This is a genomic window from Pseudomonas resinovorans NBRC 106553, assembly GCF_000412695.1.
Lineage (GTDB): Bacteria > Pseudomonadota > Gammaproteobacteria > Pseudomonadales > Pseudomonadaceae > Metapseudomonas > Metapseudomonas resinovorans_A.
Genome location: NC_021499.1, coordinates 1,238,162 through 1,257,743 on the forward strand (window position 1 = coordinate 1,238,162; position 19,582 = coordinate 1,257,743).

The 19,582-nt window shown below is 66.9% G+C and carries 19 protein-coding genes; 11 read left to right on the forward strand and 8 right to left on the reverse strand.

Features of this window, described 5'->3' with window-relative positions; all coding sequences use genetic code 11:
* The first annotated feature begins 55 nt into the window (after positions 1-55).
* On the forward strand, positions 56-1,633 hold the full coding sequence (gene guaA, locus PCA10_RS05760; RefSeq protein ID WP_016491093.1) for a glutamine-hydrolyzing GMP synthase: 1,578 nt from the start codon (positions 56-58) through the stop codon (positions 1,631-1,633).
* A 192-nt stretch (positions 1,634-1,825) separates the two neighbouring features.
* Here guaA and PCA10_RS05765 read toward each other — a convergent pair whose 3' ends face one another.
* Complete coding sequence (locus PCA10_RS05765) at positions 1,826-2,467, reverse strand: intradiol ring-cleavage dioxygenase (RefSeq protein ID WP_016491094.1); 642 nt, start codon at positions 2,465-2,467, stop codon at positions 1,826-1,828.
* Between the two features lie 214 nt (positions 2,468-2,681).
* On the opposite strand from PCA10_RS05765, the gene PCA10_RS05770 reads away from it, so the two are divergent.
* Both PCA10_RS05770 and tadA read left to right on the forward strand, forming a co-directional pair.
* Positions 2,682-4,046 carry a multicopper oxidase family protein gene (locus tag PCA10_RS05770; RefSeq protein WP_016491095.1) on the forward strand — a complete coding sequence of 455 codons (1,365 nt, stop codon included), beginning with the start codon at positions 2,682-2,684 and terminating at the stop codon, positions 4,044-4,046.
* A 7-nt stretch (positions 4,047-4,053) separates the two neighbouring features.
* A complete protein-coding gene (tadA, locus tag PCA10_RS05775; protein WP_041770146.1) occupies positions 4,054-4,542 on the forward strand; it encodes a tRNA adenosine(34) deaminase TadA in 489 nt (162 codons plus the stop codon).
* Positions 4,543-4,658: 116 nt separating this feature from the next.
* Here tadA and mltF read toward each other — a convergent pair whose 3' ends face one another.
* On the reverse strand, positions 4,659-6,125 hold the full coding sequence (gene mltF, locus PCA10_RS05780; protein ID WP_197539861.1) for a membrane-bound lytic murein transglycosylase MltF: 1,467 nt from the start codon (positions 6,123-6,125) through the stop codon (positions 4,659-4,661).
* 165 nt (positions 6,126-6,290) lie between these two features.
* Between mltF and purL the strand changes: the two genes are divergently transcribed.
* The 3 genes from purL to PCA10_RS05795 all read left to right on the forward strand — a co-directional run bounded on the left by purL (position 6,291) and on the right by PCA10_RS05795 (position 11,090).
* Positions 6,291-10,187 (forward strand): phosphoribosylformylglycinamidine synthase, encoded by a 3,897-nt coding sequence (purL, locus tag PCA10_RS05785; RefSeq protein WP_016491098.1) that lies wholly within the window; start codon positions 6,291-6,293, stop codon positions 10,185-10,187.
* Positions 10,188-10,339: 152 nt separating this feature from the next.
* The gene (locus tag PCA10_RS05790; RefSeq protein WP_016491099.1) at positions 10,340-10,600 is read left to right on the forward strand and encodes a CDGSH iron-sulfur domain-containing protein; all 261 of its coding nucleotides are present in this window, start codon (positions 10,340-10,342) and stop codon (positions 10,598-10,600) included.
* Positions 10,601-10,772: 172 nt separating this feature from the next.
* Positions 10,773-11,090, forward strand: a complete 318-nt coding sequence (locus PCA10_RS05795) for a YqfO family protein (protein WP_016491100.1) — start codon at positions 10,773-10,775, stop codon at positions 11,088-11,090.
* Here the strand turns inward: PCA10_RS05795 and PCA10_RS05800 are convergent, their stop codons facing one another.
* Complete coding sequence (locus PCA10_RS05800) at positions 11,091-11,963, reverse strand: helix-turn-helix domain-containing protein (protein WP_016491101.1); 873 nt, start codon at positions 11,961-11,963, stop codon at positions 11,091-11,093.
* A gap of 147 nt (positions 11,964-12,110) precedes the next feature.
* Between PCA10_RS05800 and PCA10_RS05805 the strand changes: the two genes are divergently transcribed.
* Complete coding sequence (locus tag PCA10_RS05805; RefSeq protein WP_016491102.1) at positions 12,111-13,016, forward strand: DMT family transporter; 906 nt, start codon at positions 12,111-12,113, stop codon at positions 13,014-13,016.
* Positions 13,013-13,333 carry a cupin domain-containing protein gene (locus PCA10_RS05810; protein ID WP_016491103.1) on the forward strand — a complete coding sequence of 107 codons (321 nt, stop codon included), beginning with the start codon at positions 13,013-13,015 and terminating at the stop codon, positions 13,331-13,333. The genes PCA10_RS05805 and PCA10_RS05810 overlap by 4 nt, the downstream gene beginning before the upstream one ends.
* A gap of 37 nt (positions 13,334-13,370) precedes the next feature.
* Here the strand turns inward: PCA10_RS05810 and PCA10_RS05815 are convergent, their stop codons facing one another.
* Complete coding sequence (locus PCA10_RS05815; protein ID WP_016491104.1) at positions 13,371-13,907, reverse strand: GNAT family N-acetyltransferase; 537 nt, start codon at positions 13,905-13,907, stop codon at positions 13,371-13,373.
* 21 nt (positions 13,908-13,928) lie between these two features.
* A complete protein-coding gene (locus PCA10_RS05820) occupies positions 13,929-14,303 on the reverse strand; it encodes a hypothetical protein (RefSeq protein ID WP_041770148.1) in 375 nt (124 codons plus the stop codon).
* Between the two features lie 249 nt (positions 14,304-14,552).
* Here PCA10_RS05820 and bufA2 point away from each other — a divergent pair, with 249 nt between their 5' ends.
* The 3 genes from bufA2 to PCA10_RS05835 are packed head-to-tail and all read left to right on the forward strand — an operon-like array spanning position 14,553 to position 16,468.
* Entirely contained in the window at positions 14,553-14,810 is a 258-nt protein-coding gene (gene bufA2, locus PCA10_RS05825; RefSeq protein WP_016491106.1) for a BufA2 family periplasmic bufferin-type metallophore, read from the forward strand.
* Between the two features lie 48 nt (positions 14,811-14,858).
* Positions 14,859-15,704: an MNIO family bufferin maturase gene (gene bufB, locus PCA10_RS05830; protein ID WP_016491107.1), complete on the forward strand. Its 846-nt coding sequence runs from the start codon at positions 14,859-14,861 to the stop codon at positions 15,702-15,704.
* A complete protein-coding gene (locus tag PCA10_RS05835) occupies positions 15,695-16,468 on the forward strand; it encodes an HvfC/BufC N-terminal domain-containing protein (RefSeq protein WP_016491108.1) in 774 nt (257 codons plus the stop codon). Before bufB ends, PCA10_RS05835 begins: the two co-directional genes overlap by 10 nt.
* 10 nt (positions 16,469-16,478) lie before the next feature.
* Here the strand turns inward: PCA10_RS05835 and PCA10_RS05840 are convergent, their stop codons facing one another.
* The 3 genes from PCA10_RS05840 to PCA10_RS05850 all read right to left on the reverse strand — a co-directional run bounded on the left by PCA10_RS05840 (position 16,479) and on the right by PCA10_RS05850 (position 19,352).
* Complete coding sequence (locus PCA10_RS05840) at positions 16,479-17,309, reverse strand: SDR family oxidoreductase (protein ID WP_016491109.1); 831 nt, start codon at positions 17,307-17,309, stop codon at positions 16,479-16,481.
* A gap of 92 nt (positions 17,310-17,401) precedes the next feature.
* On the reverse strand, positions 17,402-17,863 hold the full coding sequence (locus PCA10_RS05845) for a hypothetical protein (RefSeq protein ID WP_016491110.1): 462 nt from the start codon (positions 17,861-17,863) through the stop codon (positions 17,402-17,404).
* Between the two features lie 46 nt (positions 17,864-17,909).
* The gene (locus PCA10_RS05850) at positions 17,910-19,352 is read right to left on the reverse strand and encodes a mannose-1-phosphate guanylyltransferase/mannose-6-phosphate isomerase (RefSeq protein WP_016491111.1); all 1,443 of its coding nucleotides are present in this window, start codon (positions 19,350-19,352) and stop codon (positions 17,910-17,912) included.
* Between the last annotated feature and the right edge of the window lie 230 nt (positions 19,353-19,582).

A 19,582-nucleotide genomic window follows, 5' to 3' on the forward strand; every position in this document is an offset into this window, starting at 1 on the left:
GGGGCTGTTCGATTCAGCCCCGTGTCGTTTGTGAATTCCGTAACGAGAGATGGCCATGTCCCAAGACATTCACGCCCACCGGATCCTGATCCTCGACTTCGGCTCCCAGTACACCCAGCTGATCGCCCGCCGTGTGCGCGAGATCGGCGTGTACTGCGAGATCCACCCGTTCGACATGAGCAACGAGGCGATCCGCGCCTTCGCTCCGCGCGGCGTGATCCTCGCCGGTGGCCCCGAGTCGGTGCACGAGGCTGACAGCCCGCGCGCGCCCCAGGCCGTGTTCGACCTGAACGTGCCGCTGTTCGGCATCTGCTACGGCATGCAGACCATGGCCGAGCAGCTGGGCGGCAAGGTGCAGGGTTCCGACCTGCGCGAGTTCGGCTACGCCCGCGTCGACGTGGTGGGCAAGGCCCGCCTGCTGGACGGCATCGAAGATCACATCGACGAGGACGGCGTCCTCGGTCTCGACGTGTGGATGAGCCACGGCGACAAGGTCACCGACATGCCGGATGGCTTCCACATCCTGGCCAGCACCCCGAGCTGCCCGATCGCCGCCATGGCCGACGATCACCGCGCCTACTACGGCGTGCAGTTCCACCCGGAAGTGACCCACACCAAGCAGGGCCTGCGCATCCTCTCCCGCTTCGTGCTGGAGATATGCGGCTGCGCCGCCCTCTGGACCGCGTCCAACATCGTCGAAGACGCCATCGCCACCGTGCGTGCCCAGGTGGGCTCGTCCAAGGTGCTGCTGGGCCTGTCCGGCGGCGTCGACTCCTCGGTGGTAGCGGCCCTGCTGCACAAGGCCATCGGCGACCAGCTGACCTGCGTCTTCGTCGACAACGGCCTGCTGCGCCTGCACGAGGGTGACCACGTGATGGCCATGTTCGCCGAGAACATGGGCGTCAAGGTGATCCGCGCCAATGCCGCCGACAAGTTCCTCGGCCGCCTGGCAGGCGTCGCCGACCCGGAAGAGAAGCGCAAGATCATCGGCCGCACCTTCATCGAAGTCTTCGATGAGGAAGCCACCAAGCTGCAGGGCATCAAGTTCCTCGCCCAGGGCACCATCTACCCCGACGTGATCGAGTCGGCCGGCGCCAAGACCGGCAAGGCCCACGTGATCAAGTCCCACCACAACGTCGGCGGCCTGCCCGAAGACATGCAGTTCGAACTGGTCGAGCCGCTGCGCGAACTGTTCAAGGACGAAGTGCGCAAGATCGGTCTGGAACTGGGCCTGCCCTACAGCATGGTCTACCGCCACCCGTTCCCCGGCCCGGGCCTGGGCGTGCGCATCCTCGGCGAAGTGAAGAAGGAATACGCCGACCTGCTGCGTCGTGCCGACCACATCTTCATCGAAGAGCTGCACAAGGCCGACTGGTACCACAAGACCAGCCAGGCGTTCGTGGTGTTCCAGCCGGTGAAATCCGTCGGCGTGGTCGGCGACGGCCGTCGCTACGCCTGGGTCGTGGCCCTGCGCGCGGTGGAAACCATCGACTTCATGACCGCTCGCTGGGCCCACCTGCCCTACGAGCTGCTGGAGACCGTCTCCAACCGCATCATCAACGAGATCGAAGGCATCTCCCGCGTCACCTACGACGTGTCGAGCAAGCCGCCGGCGACCATCGAGTGGGAATGATGGACGCGCCTTCGGGCATGCGTTGAATCACCGGCCAGGCCCTGAAAGCCTGGCCGGTTTCGTTTTGGGCGAAATACCGGTGGGGGCGAATTCATTCGCCAAGGGCGGCGCAGCTGCCCCAGTGACCTTGTCCCGCATGGGTATCGCTGCGCTCAACCCATCCTACCGGTCTGCATGGCGAATGCACCGTGCTCAGCTCCGCGCATCCACCACCAGCGTCAGCCGCGCTACATACCCCTCACCGTCTTCCACCAACTCGGCCACCGACTGATCGCCGTCCTGCCGGCGGAAGACGTAGTCCCGCTCCAGGGGCGTCCAGTGCTGGCCGGGATGGGCGTAGGGCGCTTGGGTCATGGCGGGGCGGATGACGGCCTCGGGGAAGTACAGCTGGCCGGTGTGGATATCCCGTTCGCCCAGGTGCAGCTTGAGGTGGACGTGGTTGGTGCGGCCCGGGTAGTAGCCGGGAAGGATGCTGCGGAACTCCGCGCGGCCCTGGGCGTCGGTGATCTGCACTCCGCGCAGGAAGCGGCTGGGGTCGGCGCCGACGCCCGAATAGGCGCCCTGGGCATCGCAATGCCAGATTTCCAGCGCGGCGTCGTCCAGGGGGCGGCAGCCGTCCAGTTGCAGCACCTCGAATTGCAGCCGCAGTGGTGTACCGGGCCGGCCCTCGGTGATGTCCTGGCGCAGCAGCGCATCCTCCAGGTAGAAGGGGCCTGCGGTCTGTACCGGGCTCAGGCGGCAGGTGCTGGTGGCGGCCTGGCCGAGGCGTGGCCAGTTCAACAACACCAGCCCACCGAGGCAGAACTGGATCATTTCGCGGCGCGTGGGATGCATGGGGCGATCCTCTGTGTACAGGCCTGCAGGCCCTCCCATCCTACGCCTGGCGGGGCAGGGCGGCTGCGCCCATCGGTCGCGGCCAATGCGGATGCTTTCACTTATCTTTCACAGTCGCGGGGTGTATCTTGTGCGCCCCGTAAGCCGGCACGTCAGAGGCCGGTTCGATTAGCCGATGGGCAGCCCCCGTTCTTCCCTTGAGGAGACTGACCCCATGTCCTTCACTCGCAGACAGATTCTTGGTGGCCTGGTTGGCCTCGGTGTGGTCGGCCTTGGCGCCGGCGGTGCCCGCTACTGGCTGGGTCGCACGCGGGGCGCCAAGACCCATGACTACGAACTGATCGCCGCGCCGCTGGACGTTGAACTGGTCCCTGGCCACACCACCCCGGCCTGGGCCTACGGCGGCCAAGCGCCGGGCGTCGAACTGCGTTCGCGCCAGGGCGATTGGCTGCGGGTGCGCTTCATCAACAAGCTCGACGAGCCCACCACCATCCACTGGCACGGCATCCGCCTGCCCCTGGAAATGGACGGCGTGCCCTACGTCTCGCAGCTGCCGGTATTGCCTGGCGAGTATTTTGACTACCGCTTCAAGACCGACGACGCCGGCAGTTTCTGGTACCACCCGCACCTGTCCAGCGCCCACCAGCTGGGACGCGGCCTGGTGGGGCCGCTGATAGTCGAGGAACGCGAGCCCACGGGTTTCCGCCACGAGAAAGTGCTCAGCCTGAAGACCTGGCACGTGGACGAGCAAGGCGCCTTCACCGCCTTCAGCGTGCCCCGCGAGGCCGCCCGCGAAGGCACCCGTGGCCGCCTGACCACCATCAACGGCAAGCCGCTGCCGACCCTGGACCTGCCCGCCGGCCAGGTGGTGCGCCTGCGCATCCTCAACCTGGACAACACCGTGACCTACCGGCTCAACCTGCCGGGGGGCGAGGCGCGCATCTACTCCCTCGACGGCCATCCGGTGGAGCCTCGCGATCTCGGCAAGGAGTACTGGCTGGGTCCGGGCATGCGTATCGAGCTGGCGCTCAAGGTGCCGGCCGAAGGCACCGAGTTGTCCTTGCGCAACGGCCCGCTGCGCCTGGCGACGCTGAAGAGCGTGGCCAGCAGCGAGGCGCCCGGCGACTGGCCGGCGGCGCTGCCGGCCAACCCGGTGCCCGAGCCCGACCTGGAGAAGGCCCAGGTGCTGCGCTTCAACTTCGAATGGGCGGCGACCCTGGCCAGTGGCGCCGGGCGGCCGAGCAACTACTGGCAGATCAACGGCAAGGCCTGGGACATCAATGACAAGACCTGCGCCGACCGGCCCATCGCCAAGCTGAAGAAGGACGGCCACTACATCTTCGAGCTGCGCAACATGGCCCAGTACCTGCACCCGATCCACCTCCACGGCATGGCCTTCAAGGTGCTGGACTCGGACCGCAAGAACATCATTCCCTACTTCACCGACACCTACCTGCTGGGCAAGAACGAGACCGCGCGCATCGCGCTGGTAGCGGATAATCCGGGGGTGTGGATGTTCCATTGCCACGTGATCGACCACATGGAAACCGGCCTGATGGCCGCCATCGAGGTTGCCTGAACCGACCATGCGCCAGCCCCGGATCATCGACCGCAGCCGAGACGAACATTTCATGCGCGAAGCCCTGGAGCTCGCCCGCCAGGGTGCGGCGCTGGGCGAGGTGCCGGTGGGCGCGGTGCTGGTGCAGGATGGCGAAGTGGTCGGGCGCGGATTCAATTGCCCGATCTCCGGCCACGACCCCAGCGCCCATGCCGAGATGGTGGCGGTGCGCGATGCCGCCAGCCGCCTGGAGAACTACCGCCTGGTAGGCAGCACCCTCTACGTCACCCTGGAGCCCTGCAGCATGTGCGCCGGGCTCATCGTCCACTCGCGGATCACCCGCGTGGTGTACGGCGCCACCGAACCCAAGGCGGGCGTGGCGGTCAGTCGTGGCCGCTTCTTCGACCAGGAATTCCTCAACCACCGGGTGCTGGTGGAGGGCGGGGTGCTGGGGCAGGAGTGCAGCGAAATGCTCTCGGGGTTCTTCCAGGCTCGTCGGGCGGCGCGCAAGGAGTAGGGGAGGGCGGACCTCAGGTCTGCATTCCTGCAAGAACCCTGGTCCGGATGCAATCCGGGAGTGGAGATGGGGTTTCCCCGGATTGCATCCGGGCTGCCGAAACAGGGATCAGCCGCTCAGAGCTTCTCGTCCTGAGTCTGCTCTTCCGGCGGGCGGGTCTTGTTGATGCCCGGCAGGTGACTGGCGTTCTCGGCCAGCTGGCTGCCTTCCAGCTGCGGCTGGGTCACCCAGGTGAGGATGTCGTAGTAGCGGCGGATGTTCTGCACGAAGTGCACGGTCTCGCCGCCCCGGGCATAGCCGTAGCGGGTCTTGCGGTACCACTGCTTCTGCGACAGGCGCGGCAGCATCTTCTTCACGTCCAGCCACTTGTTCGGGTTCAGGCCCTCGGCCTTGGCCAGCTTGCGGGCGTCGCCCAGGTGAGCGATGCCGATGTTGTAGGCGGCCAGGGCGAACCAGGTGCGGTCCGGCTCCTTGAGGTCATCGGAGAGGCCGTTCTTGATCATGGTGAAGTACTTGCCGCCGCCGTGGATGCTCTGCCGAGCGTCCAGGCGGTTGGACACGCCCATGGCCTGGGCGGTGCCTTCGGTGAGCATCATCAGGCCGCGGACGCCGGTCTTGGAGGTGGCGGTGGGCTGCCAGAGGGATTCCTGGTAGCCGATGGCGGCCAGCAGGCGCCAGTCGACGTCGTTTTTCTGCGAAGCCAGGCGGAAGTGCTGTTCGTACTTGGGCAGGCGCTGCTGCAGGTGCTTGGCGAAGGTGTAGGCGCCCACGTAGCCGAGTACGTCGACATGGCCGTAGTAGCGTTCCTTCAGGCGCTGCAGGGTGCCGTCCTTGCGGGCCTTTTCGAGGAAGGCGTTGACCGCGTCGTAGAGGCTGTTGTCTTCCCCCGGGGCCATGGCCCAGGCCAGGCTGGTGGAGTCGCCCAGGTCGAAGGCCACGCGCACGTTGGGGAAGTAGACCTGGTTCATCGCCAGTTCGTTGGAGTCCACCAGGGTCAGGTCGATCTGCCCTTCGTCGACCATGCGCAGCAGGTCGACCACCTCCACTTCGTCGGATTCCTCGAACTTCAGGCCCGGCAGGTCGGCCTTCATGGCTTCCAGTTGCTCGGCGTGGCTGCTGCCCTTGAGCACCATGATGCGGCGCCCGACCAGGTCGCCCGGGCGGGTGGGGCGGCGTTCGCCGTTGCGGTAGATGACCTGGGGGGTGACATCGAGGTAGGAGCGGGAGAAGCGCACTTCGGCGCGACGCGTATCGCTGGCCACCAGGCCGGCTGCCGCCAGCACGGGGCCGTTGGCCTGGCCGAGGCGGGAGAAGAGGTCGTCGAGCTTGTCGGCGGTCTCGATCTCCAGCTTGACGCCCAGGTCGTCGGCGAAGCGCTTGACCAGTTCGTACTCGAAACCGGTTTCGCCGTTGCGGTCTTCGAAGAAGGTGGCCGGACTGTTACGGGTGATGACACGAAGCACACCCTCCTCCTGAACGCGCTCGAGGGTAGTGGGCTGCTTGCAGCCGACGAGCATCAGGAAGAATCCGGTAGCCAGGGCCCAGAAAGCCCGACGTGTGCCGAACAGGTGTTGATTAAGCATCCCCGAAGTATACGCAAAGCCTGGCGGGCGCCATATCTCGACAGGAAACATCTTCTCTGCTAGCTGTCGGGCGACGCGAGGCACCTTCGGAGGTGCCGGAAAGCGGCGCTTTGCGCTAGAATGCACGGCCTCCCTGTACACCCCTTCCCAGAGGCTGTCCCGAAGATGTTGATCCTGCGCGGTGCTCCCGCCCTTTCCGCTTTTCGCCACGGCAAATTGCTCGAGCAACTGACCCAGAAAGTCTCCGCCGTCAGCGGACTCTACGCCGAGTTCACCCACTTCGCCGAAGTGACCGGCGTCCTCAGTGGGGAGGAAGAACAAGTCCTGGCCCGCCTGCTCAAGTACGGCCCCAGCGTCCCGGTACAGGAGCCCAGCGGCCGCCTGTTCCTGGTGGTACCGCGCGTCGGCACCATCTCGCCCTGGTCGAGCAAGGCCACCGATATCGCCCGCAACTGCGGCCTGGCCAAGATCGAGCGCCTCGAGCGCGGTATCGCCTACTACGTAGCCGGTGCGATCAGCGATGCCGACGCAGAGGCGATCGCCGCCGTCCTGCATGACCGCATGACCCAGCTGGTGCTGCCGGGCCTGGAAGAGGCCGCCGGCCTGTTCAGCCACGCCCAGCCCAAGCCGCTGACTGTCGTCGACATCCTCGGCGGCGGTCGCGCCGCGCTGGAGAAGGCCAACGTCGAGCTGGGCCTGGCACTGGCCGAAGACGAAATCGACTACCTGGTGAAGAGCTTCAACGATCTGGGCCGCAACCCCCACGACGTCGAGCTGATGATGTTCGCCCAGGCGAACTCCGAGCACTGCCGCCACAAGATCTTCAATGCCAGCTGGGATATCGACGGCCAGGCGCAAGAGAAGAGCCTGTTCGGCATGATCAAGAACACCTACGAGATGCACCGCGAAGGCGTGCTGTCCGCGTACAAGGACAACGCCTCGGTGATCGAGGGCTCCACCGCCGGGCGCTTCTTCCCGGACCCGGTGACCCGCCAGTACGGCGCCACCCAGGAGCCCGTACACATCCTGATGAAGGTGGAAACCCACAACCACCCGACCGCCATCGCCCCCTTCCCCGGCGCCTCCACCGGCTCCGGCGGCGAGATCCGCGACGAAGGCGCCACCGGCCGTGGCGCCAAGCCCAAGGCGGGCCTGACCGGTTTCACCGTCTCCAACCTGCAGATCCCCGGTTTCGAGCAGCCCTGGGAGAAGCCCTACGGCAAGCCCGAGCGCATCGTCACCCCGCTGGACATCATGATCGAAGGCCCGCTGGGCGGCGCCGCGTTCAACAACGAGTTCGGCCGTCCTGCCCTGACCGGCTACTTCCGTACCTTCGAGCAGGCCATCGACACCCCCCACGGTGAAGAAGTGCGCGGCTACCACAAGCCGATCATGCTCGCCGGCGGCATGGGCAACATCCGTGCCGAGCACGTGCAGAAGGGCGAGATCTCCATCGGCGCCAAGCTGATCGTCCTCGGCGGCCCGGCCATGCTCATCGGCCTGGGCGGCGGCGCGGCTTCCTCCATGGCCACCGGTTCCAGCTCCGCCGACCTCGACTTCGCCTCGGTGCAGCGCGACAACCCGGAAATGGAGCGTCGTTGCCAGGAAGTGATCGACCGTTGCTGGCAGCAAGGTGCCGACAACCCCATCAAGTTCATCCACGACGTGGGCGCCGGCGGCATCTCCAACGCCCTGCCGGAACTGATCAACGATGGCGGCCGTGGCGGCCGTTTCGAGCTGCGCGCCGTGCCCAACGACGAGCCGGGCATGAGCCCGCTGGAAATCTGGTGCAACGAGTCCCAGGAACGCTACGTGCTGTCCGTGGACGCTGCCGATTTCGAACGCTTCAAGGCCATCTGCGAACGTGAGCGTTGCCCCTTCGCCGTAGTCGGCGAGGCCATCGCAGAGCCGCACCTGACCGTCAACGACAGCCACTTCGGCAACAAGGCGGTGGACATGCCGCTCGAAGTGCTGCTCGGCAAGCCGCCGCGCATGCATCGTTCGGTCAGCCGTGAAGCCGAGCTGATCGACGATTTCGCCGCCGCCGAGCTGGACGTGGAAGACGCGGTGAACCGCGTGCTGAACCACCCGGCCGTGGCCAGCAAGAACTTCCTGATCACCATCGGCGACCGCACCATCACTGGCCTGGTGGCCCGCGACCAGATGGTCGGCCCGTGGCAGGTACCGGTGGCCGACTGCGCCGTCACCGCCACCAGCTTCGACGTCTACACCGGTGAAGCCATGGCCATGGGCGAGCGTACGCCGCTGGCCCTGCTGAACGCCCCGGCGTCCGGCCGCATGGCCGTTGGCGAGACCATCACCAACCTGGCCGCCTCGAAGATCGAGAAACTCTCGGACATCAAGCTCTCCGCCAACTGGATGGCCGCTGCTGGCCACCCGGGCGAAGACGCCCGCCTGTACGACACCGTCAAGGCCGTGGGCATGGAACTGTGCCCGGCGCTGGGTATCACCATCCCCGTGGGCAAGGACTCCATGTCCATGAAGACCCGCTGGCAGGACGAGGGTGTGGACAAGTCCGTCACCTCGCCGCTGTCGCTGATCGTCACCGGCTTCGCGCCGGTCACCGACATCCGCCAGACCCTGACCCCGCAGCTGCGCCTGGACAAGGGCGAAACCGACCTGATCCTGATCGACCTCGGCCGTGGCCAGAACCGCCTCGGCGGCTCCATCCTCGCCCAGGTCTACAGCAAGCTCGGCCAGCAAGTACCGGACGTCGACGACGCCGAAGACCTCAAGGCCTTCTTCGCCGTGATCCAGGGCCTGAACGCCGATGGCCACCTGCTGGCCTACCACGACCGCTCCGACGGCGGCCTGCTGGCCACCGTGCTGGAAATGGCCTTCGCCGGCCATTGCGGCCTGGACCTCTACCTCGACGCCCTGGCCGACAACCGTGACGGCCTGGCCGCCGTGCTGTTCAACGAAGAGCTGGGCGCGGTCATCCAGGTTCGCCAGGACGCCACCCCGGAAGTGCTGGCCCAGTTCAGCGCCGCCGGCCTCGGCGACTGCGTGGCGGTCATCGGCCAGCCGGTCAACGGCGCCGATGTCGCCATCAGCTTCAATGGCGGAGCCGTGTTCGGCGGCGAGCGCCGCATGCTGCAACGCCAGTGGGCGGAAACCAGCTACCGGATCCAGCGCCTGCGTGACAACGCCGAATGCGCCGACCAGGAATTCGACACCCTGCTGGAAGAAGACAACCCTGGCCTGTCGGTCAAGCTGGCCTTCGACGTCAACCAGGACATCGCCGCGCCCTACATCAAGAAGGGTGCGCGCCCGCAGGTGGCGATCCTCCGCGAGCAGGGCGTCAACGGCCAGGTGGAAATGGCCGCCGCGTTCGACCGCGCCGGCTTCGCCGCCATCGACGTGCACATGAGCGATATCCTCGCCGGCCGCGTCAGCCTGGAAGACTTCAAGGGCCTGGTGGCCTGTGGTGGCTTCTCCTACGGCGACGTACTCGGCGCCGGTGAGGGCTGGGCCAAGTCGATCCTCTTCAACACCCGTGCCCGTGACGGCTTCCAGGCCTTCTTCGAGCGCAAGGACAGCTTCTCCCTGGGTGTTTGCAACGGTTGCCAGATGATGTCCAACCTGCACGAGCTGATCCCCGGCACCGAGTTCTGGCCGCACTTCGTGCGCAACCGCTCGGAGCAGTTCGAAGCCCGTGTCGCCATGGTCCAGGTGCAGGAGTCGTCGTCGATCTTCCTGCGTGGCATGGCCGGTTCGCGCATGCCCATCGCAATCGCCCACGGCGAAGGCCATGCGGAGTTCGAAAGCGAAGAGGCCCTGCTGGAAGCCGACCTGTCCGGTTGCGTGGCGATGCGTTTCGTCGACAACCACGGCAAGGTCACCGAGACCTACCCGGCCAACCCCAACGGCTCGCCCCGTGGCATCACCGGCCTCACCAGCCGCGACGGCCGCGTGACCATCATGATGCCGCACCCGGAGCGTGTGTTCCGTGCCGTGCAGAACTCCTGGCGTCCGGATGAGTGGCAGGAAGACGCCGGCTGGATGCGCATGTTCCGCAACGCCCGCGTCTGGGTAGACTAAAAGCCGGCCGTAGGCCGTTCTGATGACCCTCTCCCCTCGGGGAGAGGGTGCCCGCAGGGCGGGAGAGGGCGCTTTTTGGCCCCCTCGGCCATCGACAGTAAAAGGCGGGAGAAGGCACTCTTCTCCCGCCTTTTTCGTTTCCGAGCCCCGCCATGTCGGACCCGACTCTCCCCGAAGTCCGCCTGCTGCAACCCGGCCAGCGCTGCCGCCTGTGTCGCTGCGGCCGCTCCGCCCGGTTGCCCGATTGCCCCGCCGATTGCCCCGACGGCCTCGACCACACCGCGCCCCGCGAACAACGCCTGCTGCTGTGCCGCTGTGGCCGGTCCGCGCTCATGCCTTACTGCGATGGCAGCCACAACCCGCCCGTGGACGGCCTCGGCCAGCGCTGGCGACGTTTCTGGAAAGGCGAGTAGGGCGTCGCATTTCTCGCCACGGGCAGCGTGCCAGGGCAGAACGCTTTGCCAGCCCATGGGTCCAACTTGCCGTATGTGAACGGCGCCTCGGTAAAAGTGACGTCAAAATGCCATCATTGGTGGCATCCATTGCCGAGTGCTAATCCGTCTTCCGGTCCATGGGGAGAAATCGATGTACAAGCTGTGTTTCTACGTTCCGGAGAGCCATCTGGAACCCGTGAAAAAAGCCATCTTTGCCGCGGGTGGCGGGCGCATCGGCGCCTATGACAGCTGCAGCTGGCAGACCCTCGGCCAGGGGCAGTTCCGCCCGTTGCAGGGCAGCAATCCCTTCCTTGGCGAGGTCGGCAGCGTCGAGCAGGTGGCCGAGTGGAAGGTGGAGATGGTGGTCGCCGATGAATTGCTCCACGGGGCGGTCAAGGCGTTGAAGCAGACCCATCCCTACGAAACCCCGGCCTTCGAGGTCTGGCGCTTGTCCGACCTGGTGTTCTGATCAGCGCAACGCCGCCCTGAAGGCCCCCGGCGTACCGCCGACCGCCGCCCGGAAGCGATTGCTGAAGTGGCTGGCGCTGGCGAAGCCGCAGGCCAGGGCGATCTCCTGCAAGGGCAGCGCGGTGTCGCGCAACAGCTTGCGCGCCCGCTCCAGGCGGCGCGCCAGTACGTACTGGTGCGGCGGCACGCCGAAGCTCTCACGGAACATCCGCGCGAAGTGGTATTCCGACAGCGCCGCGAAGGTCGCCAGTTCGCCCAGGCTGATGGGTTCGGCCAGGCGATTCTCGATGTAATCCACCAGGCGTTTGCGCAGGGCCGGCGCCAATCCACCCTTCAGGCGCAATCCGTCGCGCAGTCCGACCTGGGTCAGCAAGGCGTGGTGGATCATGTCGTGGGCCAGGCCGGTGGCCTGCAGGCGCTCGGCGGGCTCGTTCCAGTCCAGGCGGATCAACTGGTGGAAGCTGCGCGCCTGCTGCGGGTCGTCGAGGAAGGTCCGCTCGTGTAGCTGCAGCTCCCGGGGTTCGCGGTCCAGCAGGGTCACCGCGGCCTGGGCGAAGTGCTCGGCGCTGAAGTAGAGGTGGGCCAGGCGGATGTCGCCGTTGATCACCCAGGAGGACTCGTGGCCGGCGGGCAGGATGCAGAGTTTGTCCGGCGCGCCCTTGGTATCCGGCCGTTCGCGGCGGAAGGTGCCGGTGCCGCCCGCCAGGTAGCAGGACAGGGTGTGGACCTTCGGCCCCTGGTAGTCGCGGGCGTCGTGGTGGTTGCTCCAGAGTGCCGCGCCCAGGCCATCGCCCAGCTCCGCGCTGTGCTCGAGGCGAGCATGGGGTGAGCTGCTGAGGGACTGGAAGACCTGGTTCTGATCGAGTAACGACATGGGCGGAACGGCCGGTGTGCGAGTGAAGTCCATCCTAGCGCGCGAGCGCACGGCCGGGCAGGTCTCCGACGAGATAAGCGCAAGTTTGTGCAAGCGCCCGGGCAGGGGCGGGCGGAGACTGGCCCCATCGCCACCGGAGTCGCCCCGATGAACCTGTCCCTGTACCTGCTGACCGTCCTGATCTGGGGCACCACCTGGATCGCCATCAAGCTGCAGATGGGCAGCGTCGCCATTCCCGCCTCCATCGCCTATCGCTTCGCCCTGGCGGCCGCGGTGCTCTTCGCCTTCCTGCTGATAAGCCGGCGCTTGCAGAAGCTCGACGGCCGCGCCCAGATGATCTGCCTGGCCCAGGGCCTGTGCCTGTTCTGCGTCAACTTCATGTGCTTCTACACCGCCAGCCAGTGGATTCCCAGCGGCCTGATAGCCGTGGTGTTCTCCACGGCCACCCTGTGGAACGCCCTCAATGCGCGGATCTTCTTCGGCCAGCGCATCGCCGCCAATGTCCTCGCCGGCGGCGGCCTCGGCCTGCTGGGCCTGGGGCTGCTGTTCTGGCCCGAGCTCTCGCACCACACCGCCAGCCGCGAAACCTTCCTGGGCCTGGGTCTGGCCCTGCTCGGCACCCTGTGCTTCTCCGCCGGCAACATGCTCTCCAGCCTGCAGCAGAAGGCCGGACTCAAGCCCCTGACCACCAACGCCTGGGGCATGTTCTACGGCGCCTTGATGCTCACCGCGTGGTGCCTGGCCAGCGGCACGCCCATGGGCATGGAATGGAACGCCCGCTACATCGGCTCCCTGCTCTACCTGGCGATTCCCGGCTCGGTGATCGGCTTCACCGCCTACCTGACCCTGGTGGGGCGCATGGGGCCCGAGCGTGCCGCCTACTGCACCGTGCTGTTCCCGGTGGTGGCGCTGAACATCTCGGCCTTCGTCGAAGGCTACCAATGGACCGCGCCGGCGCTGCTGGGCCTGGTGCTGGTGATGGCCGGCAACCTCCTGGTGTTCCGCAAACCCAAACCGGCCACTCCAGTCGCCGCCGCGGCGGGTCGGGCATGAGTGCCAGTCGCGTGATTCGCTGCCGCGATTTCACCGCCGAGCGGGCCTGGGGCGCGCTGGACATCGCCAATCTCGACGGCACCACGGTGCGCCTGCACTGGACCGACCAGCCCTATGTCTGGCACGTCAACGATGGCCAGGAGGTCTTCGTGGTGCTGGATGGCGAGGTGGAGATGCGCTACCGAGAGAGGGGTGACGAGCGGCGGGTGCGGCTGGGCGTGGGGGATATCTTCCATGCCGGGGTCGGCTGCGAGCATGTGGCCCATCCCCTTGGGGCTGCGCGCATCCTGGTGGTGGAGCGGGAAGGCAGCGCCTAGTCGCTGTCTCCTCGCCCTCCCGCCTGTTGCAGGTGCATCAGCCGTTGAGCGGATGAGTCAAGTACAGGGCGATCTCCTCCGGGGCCACTTCGCCGGGGTCGTAGAGCATGGTGTTGAGCCCGCAGAAGATGAAGCCGGCGCGCTGGTAGAAGCCGATGGCCGGATAGTTGCTGGTCTGGGTTTCCAGCCACAGGCAGCGCATCGCCTGGCTGCGCGCATAGACCATGGCGCCGCCCAGCAGGGAGCGGCCGATGCCTTGGCCGCGGTGCTCCGGGGCCACGAACAGCGCACTCAACTCGGCGCTGCGGTTCCAGGGCACCAGGCGTACGCAGGCGAAGCCGGCCAGGCTGCCGTCCCGCGCCTCGGCCGCCAGGGCGAAGTCGGCTTCGGCGACCTCGGCGGGAAAACCGGTGGTGTCGTAGGCCTTGTGGAAGGGCTCCGGCAATTCTTCCTCGACCAGGCGCAGGGCCAGGCCGTCGGCCTCGACGCGCCAGATGTGGGAAGTGCAGTAGGAAGCCTCGAAGGCGGTGAGCCGGTCGCTGTCGGCCGGTACGCGCAAGGGACGGTAGTTCATGGTGGACATCCTTGTGGGGCGTCAGCGGCCGTTCGCCAATATCCGCTTCGGCAACAGCAAAGCGGCCATTACCGGATAGCAAAGGTAATGGACCAAGAACAGCAGGACACCCATGGGGCTGGGCGTGTCCTGCAGCGTCATCATCGCCAGCAGTCCTAGGTATAGCAGCCCGAGCAAGCCGCCGTAGAGGATCACGATGCGCCAGCGCTCGCCGGCTTCGGGGACTCGGCGCTGGATCAGGCGGAAGGCCAGGGCCAGCAGCGCGGCCGTGGCGGCTGCGATCAGCAGCGTGGCGAAGATGCCCCCGACTTTCACGAAACTGCGCAACAGCAGGTTGAGGATGATGGCCAGGGCGACGCCGCCGACGGCGTAGCGCATGGAGAGCGACATGGTCATGTCTCGTGGCTGGGATGGGGCAACTGTAGCCGGATTCCATCCGGGACGGTCATCGAACGAGCCCGGCAACGCTCGCGCCGCACCCGCTGGAATGGCCCTTGCGCTAGCGGATTCCCGCCACCGAATCCGGACTCCACCAGGGTGACGGCGGAATTTTTGTGTCCGGGTGTAACGCCAGGCGATGGGCATTCTCTACCTCTATGTCCGGCGCACGAAGCCGGTCTACCACCACCTTCGAGGACTACAAAAATGACCATCAAATCCTCCGCCAGCGTGACCGGCCTTGCCCTGGCCCTGACCGCCGCCAGCCTGTTCGCCAGCCTGCCGACCCAGGTCATGGCTGAAGAGGGCACCGTGCACTGTTACGGCATCAACGCCTGCAAGGGCCAGAACGACTGCAAGACCGCCAACAACTCCTGCAAGGGACAGGGCTCCTGCAAGGGCCAGGGCTTCAAGGCCACCACCCTGGCCGAGTGCAAGTCCGCCGGCGGCAAAGTCGGCGCCTGACGAGTCCGGGGTGGCCTGCGGGCCACCCCCGGTCCGGAGAGACCTGCCATGCATGCGAACCCCACCAGCCTGGGCTTCGGCCTGGGACTGAGAAGCCAGTATCACCAGGAGATCCTCGATCACCAGCCCGCCGTGGACTGGTTCGAGGTGGTCTCCGAGAATTACCTGGTCACCGGCGGAAAGCCGCTCTACTACCTGGACGCCATCGCCGAGCGCTATCCACTGGTGATGCACGGCGTCTCGCTGTCCATCGGCGGTCCCCACAGGCTGGACCGCGATTACCTGCGCCAGCTGAAGGACCTCGCCCAGCGTGTGCAGCCGCGCTGGGTGTCCGACCACCTCTGCTGGAGCCGGGGCAACGCCCACCAGTTGCACGACCTGCTGCCGCTGCCCTTCACCGAAGAAAGCCTGAGCCATGTGGCCGGGAGGGTGGCGCAGGTGCAGGAGCTGCTGGGCCGGCCACTGGTGCTGGAAAACGTCTCCAGCTACCTGCGCTGCGCCGACAGCGAAATGAGCGAGTGGGAGTTCCTCGCGGCCCTGGTGGAGCGCAGTGGCTGCGAGCTGCTGCTGGACGTGAACAACGTCTACGTCAGCGCGCGCAACCAGGGTTTCGAGCCCTGGGACTTCATCAGCGCGTTGCCGGCCAAGGCCATCCGTCAGTTGCACCTGGCCGGGCACAGCGACTACGGCCACTACCTGATCGATACCCACGACGCACCGATTTGCGACCCGGTCTGGCAGCTCTACCAACGCACCCTGGCACACCTGGGCCCGGTGGCCACGCTGCTGGAGCGCGACGACCACCTGCCGCCCCTGGACGATCTCCTGGCCGAGCTGGGCAAGGCGCGGGCGCTGGCCGCCGCCACTCTGGCGCAGGAGGCCGCATGCGCCTGAGCGAATTCCAGCGGCGCTTCGAGGACTACCTGCTGGATGCAGGCGGCAGTGTCGATCACGAGCTGCTCGCCGTCATCCGCGGCGGCCCCGAGCTGGGCGCGCTGGAGGGGCTGCAGATCTACCACCACGCCTTTCGCGCGCGGCTGCTGGAGACCCTGCGCGGAGACTACCCGGCGCTGCATCACTGGCTTGGCGACGAGGAGTTCGATGCCCTGGCCCTGGCCTACCTGGACGCCCATCCGTCCCGGCATTTCAGCCTGCGCTGGCTGGGCGCGGAGCTGGCCGGGTTCATCGAGTCCTGGCTGGTGGCCGAGCAGGCCGCGCCGCTGGCGGAGCTGGCACGCCTGGAGTGGGCCTTCACCCTGGCGTTCGACGCGCCGGACGCCGCCAGCCTGACCCTTGAGGCTATGGCGCGAATGCCCGCCGAGGAGTGGCCCGAGCTGCGCCTGGCATTGCTGCCGAGCGTGCAGCGCCTGTCGTGCCGCTACAACAGCCTGGCGCAGTGGCGCGCGGTCAAGCATGGCGGCGAGTTTCCCGCCAGCGCGCCATTGCCGCAGCCAGGGCTGTGCCTGGTCTGGCGCCAGGGATTGGTGGGGCAGTACCGCAGCCTCGCCGACGACGAGCGTGCGGCGCTGCTGGGTATGGTGGAGCAGGGTTGGAACTTCGCCGAGCTCTGCGCGGCATTGGGCGATCCGCTGCAGGCGGCGGGCTGGTTGAAGCTGTGGATAAGCGAGGGCCTGGTGGGGTTGTTCCAGGCGCACTGAGGCCCGCTGTTTACAACTCCACCGTCAGGCCGAAGCGTTTTTTCAACACGCGGTCCAGCAGCGCCTTCGGTACCCAGCGCGCCAGGATCGGCAGGGCGCGGCTGCCGTTGCCGATGCGTACCAGGGCCGGGCGCGGCGTGCGCTGCACGGCGGCCAGCAGGACGCGGGCGAAGTCCTCGGCCGGGGTGGGCTTGTCCTGGGATGCGCGGGCGCGGGCGCGGATGCCTTCGCGCACCGGCCACCAGGGCGAACCCTCGGCGATCACCGCCTCGGCCTCGCGGCTGGCGTTGCTGCCGAAGCTGGAGGCGATGGCGCCGGGCTGGACTTCCATCAGTTCGATGCCGAAGGGCGCCAGTTCCAGGCGCAGGGCATCGGACAGGGCGTGCACCGCCGCCTTGGAGGCGCAGTAGGCGCCGGCGAAGGGGGTGACCAGCACACCGGACACGCTGCCGATGTTCACCACCAGGCCCCGGCGCTTGCGCAGCAGCGGGAAGCAGGCGCGGGTCAGGTCCACCAGGGCGAAGACATTGGTGTCGAACTGCTTGCGCAGGGCCTCGACGCCGCCGTCCAGCAGCGGGCCCATGGCGCCGTAGCCGGCGTTGTTGACCAGCACATCGAGCCCACCCGCCTCGCGCTCCAGGCGCTCGGCCAGGGCGGCGACGGCGGCCCGGTCGTTGACGTCCAGTTCCACGGCGATGAAGCCGGCCGCCTGCAGGCTGGCCAGGTCCTGGGGTTTGCGGGCGCTGGCCCAGACGCTATAGCCGGCGGCCTTGAAGGCGTCGGCCAGGGCGCGGCCGATGCCGCTGGAGCAGCCGGTGATGAGGGCGGTGGGGGAGGGCATGACGTGTCCTTGTGCGCGGAATACTGGGCGGGCGGTGTGGGCCGAGCTTCCCTCACCCCCGGCCCCTCTCCCATGGGGAGAGGGGAGCATGGTCAGTCGACGAATGTGCCACGCAGATCGGCGGCGCGAAACTCCAGGGATTGGGCACGATAACCCTGGCGAATGGGCGGCGGCGGCAGGCAGTCGCTCCAGGTGGCGCCGGGCTGGATATCGGTGGGGCCGAGATAGCGCGGGCGGTCGTAGCTGGGACGGGCCAGGTTGATGTCGTCGCCGGGGCGGAAGGCCTGCACCTGCCAGGCGAAATCGCGCAGCACGGCGTCGGCGCCGTTGCGCACGGAGATGGCCAGCGGCCGGTCGGCGGGGCATTGCGAATCGAGGCGGAGCTGGATTTCCAGGCGGGCGAAGCGGCGTTGTTCAACGCGCTCCTGCCAGAACACCCAGCTGGCCACCAGGCCCAGGCCCGCCACGGCGACCATGGACAGCGGCAGCGCCTTGGCCGGGTAGCGCAGCAGCAGGATGACCCAGGTGAGGATGAGTACGAGGCCGATCAGCATGGGAACCTCCTTGTGGAGGCTCCCATGCTAACCCAGTCAGCGCCGATCAGCGGGCGATGCTGTGTACCGTGGCGGACTGCGGGGCGCGGCCGTAGACGTCATCCAGGCGCTCGATGTCGTCTTCGCCCAGGTAGCTGCCGGACTGCACTTCGATGATCTCCAGGGGGATCTTGCCGGGGTTGGCCAGGCGGTGCACCGAGGCGATCGGGATGTAGGTGGACTGGTTCTCGGTGAGCAGGAACACCTTGTCGTCGCAGGTCACCTGGGCGGTGCCGGACACCACGATCCAGTGCTCGGCACGGTGGTGGTGCATCTGCAGCGAGAGCTGCGCGCCCGGCTTGACCGTGATGTGCTTGACCTGGAAGCGGCCGCCCATGTCCACCGAGTCGTAGGAGCCCCACGGGCGGTACACGGCGCAGTGGTTCTGGGTTTCGCTGCGGCCATCGGCGTCGAGCTTGTTCACCAGCTTCTTCACGTCCTGCACGCGGTCCTTGTGGGCGATCATCATGGCGTCCTTGGTTTCCACCACCACCACGTCGTCCAGGCCGATCACCGACACCAGCTTGCCGTTGCCGTGCACCAGGCAGTTGTGGCTGTCCTGCACCACCACGTCGCCCTTGGTGACGTTGCCGTTCTTGTCCTTGTCGTGCACTTCCCAGATCGAGCTCCAGCTGCCCACGTCGTTCCAGCCGGCGGTCAGCGGCACCACGCAGGCGCGGGCGGTCTTTTCCATCACCGCGTAGTCGATGGAGTTGTCCGGGCAGCAGGCGAAGGTGGCCGAGTCGATGTTCACCGCGATGCCGTCGCGCTTGCTGCGCTCCAGGGCCAGCAGGCAGGTGTCGTAGATATCCACATCGTGCAGTTTCAGCTCTTCGAGGAAGCGGCTGGCGCGGAACAGGAACATGCCGCTGTTCCAGAAGTAGTCGCCGGAGGCCACGTACTGCTGGGCGGTGGCTTCGTTGGGTTTCTCGACGAACTGGGCGACGCGGCTGATGCCTTCCGGCAGGGCGCCGTCGGTCTTGCTGCGGATGTAGCCGTAACCGGTTTCCGGACGCTCGGCGGGTACGCCGAACAGCACCATCTCACCCTTCTCGGCGGCGATGGTGGCCAGCGCCAGGGCCTGCTGGAAGGCGCGCTGGTCACGCAGCACGTGGTCGGCCGGGAGTACCAGCATCAGCTCGTCGCGGCCTTCGGCCAGCAGCTGCATGGCGGCGATGGCCACGGCCGGCGCGGTGTTGCGGCCGAACGGCTCGAGCAGCATGGACTGGGTTTCCAGGCCGACGGCGTCCAGCTGTTCCTGGACGATGAAGCGGTGATCCTGGTTGGCCACCAGCACGGCCGGCTGCATGCCTTCGAAGTTCAGGCGTTGCAGGGTCTGCTGGAACAGGGTCTGTTCGCCGGTGAGGGCGAGGAACTGCTTGGGATACTGCTTGCGCGAAAGAGGCCAGAGGCGAGAGCCGCTACCGCCAGAGAGGATCACGGGAATCATTGGGTTTCTCCTAACTCGTAAGTGGGTGAGGCGCTGCTTCCATCGATCACCCAGGCGGCGTCAGCGCTACTGCGCTCGGTTCTGCTGCGTTGGAAACAACCTCAAGATGCTCATTTACAGTCGTAAACTCCGCTCTTTCGGCTGTTTCCGCCTTGCATAACCTTCGCTCGCGACGCGTTGACGCCGCCTGGTTCTACTTTTTCCCGCCCTCTGCGTGGCGGGTAATGACC

What these genes read in the sequence shown, in the direction of transcription:
- PCA10_RS05790 (WP_016491099.1), top strand. Translation starts at nt 10,340, where the DNA reads ATGTCGGACCCGACTCTCCCCGAAGTCCGCCTGCTGCAACCCGGCCAG.
- mltF (WP_197539861.1), bottom strand. Translation starts at nt 6,125, where the DNA reads ATGCTTAATCAACACCTGTTCGGCACACGTCGGGCTTTCTGGGCCCTG.
- tadA (WP_041770146.1), top strand. Translation starts at nt 4,054, where the DNA reads ATGCGCCAGCCCCGGATCATCGACCGCAGCCGAGACGAACATTTCATG.
- PCA10_RS05820 (WP_041770148.1), bottom strand. Translation starts at nt 14,303, where the DNA reads ATGACCATGTCGCTCTCCATGCGCTACGCCGTCGGCGGCGTCGCCCTG.
- PCA10_RS05850 (WP_016491111.1), bottom strand. Translation starts at nt 19,352, where the DNA reads ATGATTCCCGTGATCCTCTCTGGCGGTAGCGGCTCTCGCCTCTGGCCT.
- PCA10_RS05805 (WP_016491102.1), top strand. Translation starts at nt 12,111, where the DNA reads ATGAACCTGTCCCTGTACCTGCTGACCGTCCTGATCTGGGGCACCACC.
- PCA10_RS05840 (WP_016491109.1), bottom strand. Translation starts at nt 17,309, where the DNA reads ATGCCCTCCCCCACCGCCCTCATCACCGGCTGCTCCAGCGGCATCGGC.
- PCA10_RS05765 (WP_016491094.1), bottom strand. Translation starts at nt 2,467, where the DNA reads ATGCATCCCACGCGCCGCGAAATGATCCAGTTCTGCCTCGGTGGGCTG.
- guaA (WP_016491093.1), top strand. Translation starts at nt 56, where the DNA reads ATGTCCCAAGACATTCACGCCCACCGGATCCTGATCCTCGACTTCGGC.
- PCA10_RS05770 (WP_016491095.1), top strand. Translation starts at nt 2,682, where the DNA reads ATGTCCTTCACTCGCAGACAGATTCTTGGTGGCCTGGTTGGCCTCGGT.
- PCA10_RS05845 (WP_016491110.1), bottom strand. Translation starts at nt 17,863, where the DNA reads ATGCTGATCGGCCTCGTACTCATCCTCACCTGGGTCATCCTGCTGCTG.
- PCA10_RS05815 (WP_016491104.1), bottom strand. Translation starts at nt 13,907, where the DNA reads ATGAACTACCGTCCCTTGCGCGTACCGGCCGACAGCGACCGGCTCACC.
- PCA10_RS05800 (WP_016491101.1), bottom strand. Translation starts at nt 11,963, where the DNA reads ATGTCGTTACTCGATCAGAACCAGGTCTTCCAGTCCCTCAGCAGCTCA.
- PCA10_RS05810 (WP_016491103.1), top strand. Translation starts at nt 13,013, where the DNA reads ATGAGTGCCAGTCGCGTGATTCGCTGCCGCGATTTCACCGCCGAGCGG.
- bufB (WP_016491107.1), top strand. Translation starts at nt 14,859, where the DNA reads ATGCATGCGAACCCCACCAGCCTGGGCTTCGGCCTGGGACTGAGAAGC.
- purL (WP_016491098.1), top strand. Translation starts at nt 6,291, where the DNA reads ATGTTGATCCTGCGCGGTGCTCCCGCCCTTTCCGCTTTTCGCCACGGC.
- PCA10_RS05835 (WP_016491108.1), top strand. Translation starts at nt 15,695, where the DNA reads ATGCGCCTGAGCGAATTCCAGCGGCGCTTCGAGGACTACCTGCTGGAT.
- bufA2 (WP_016491106.1), top strand. Translation starts at nt 14,553, where the DNA reads ATGACCATCAAATCCTCCGCCAGCGTGACCGGCCTTGCCCTGGCCCTG.
- PCA10_RS05795 (WP_016491100.1), top strand. Translation starts at nt 10,773, where the DNA reads ATGTACAAGCTGTGTTTCTACGTTCCGGAGAGCCATCTGGAACCCGTG.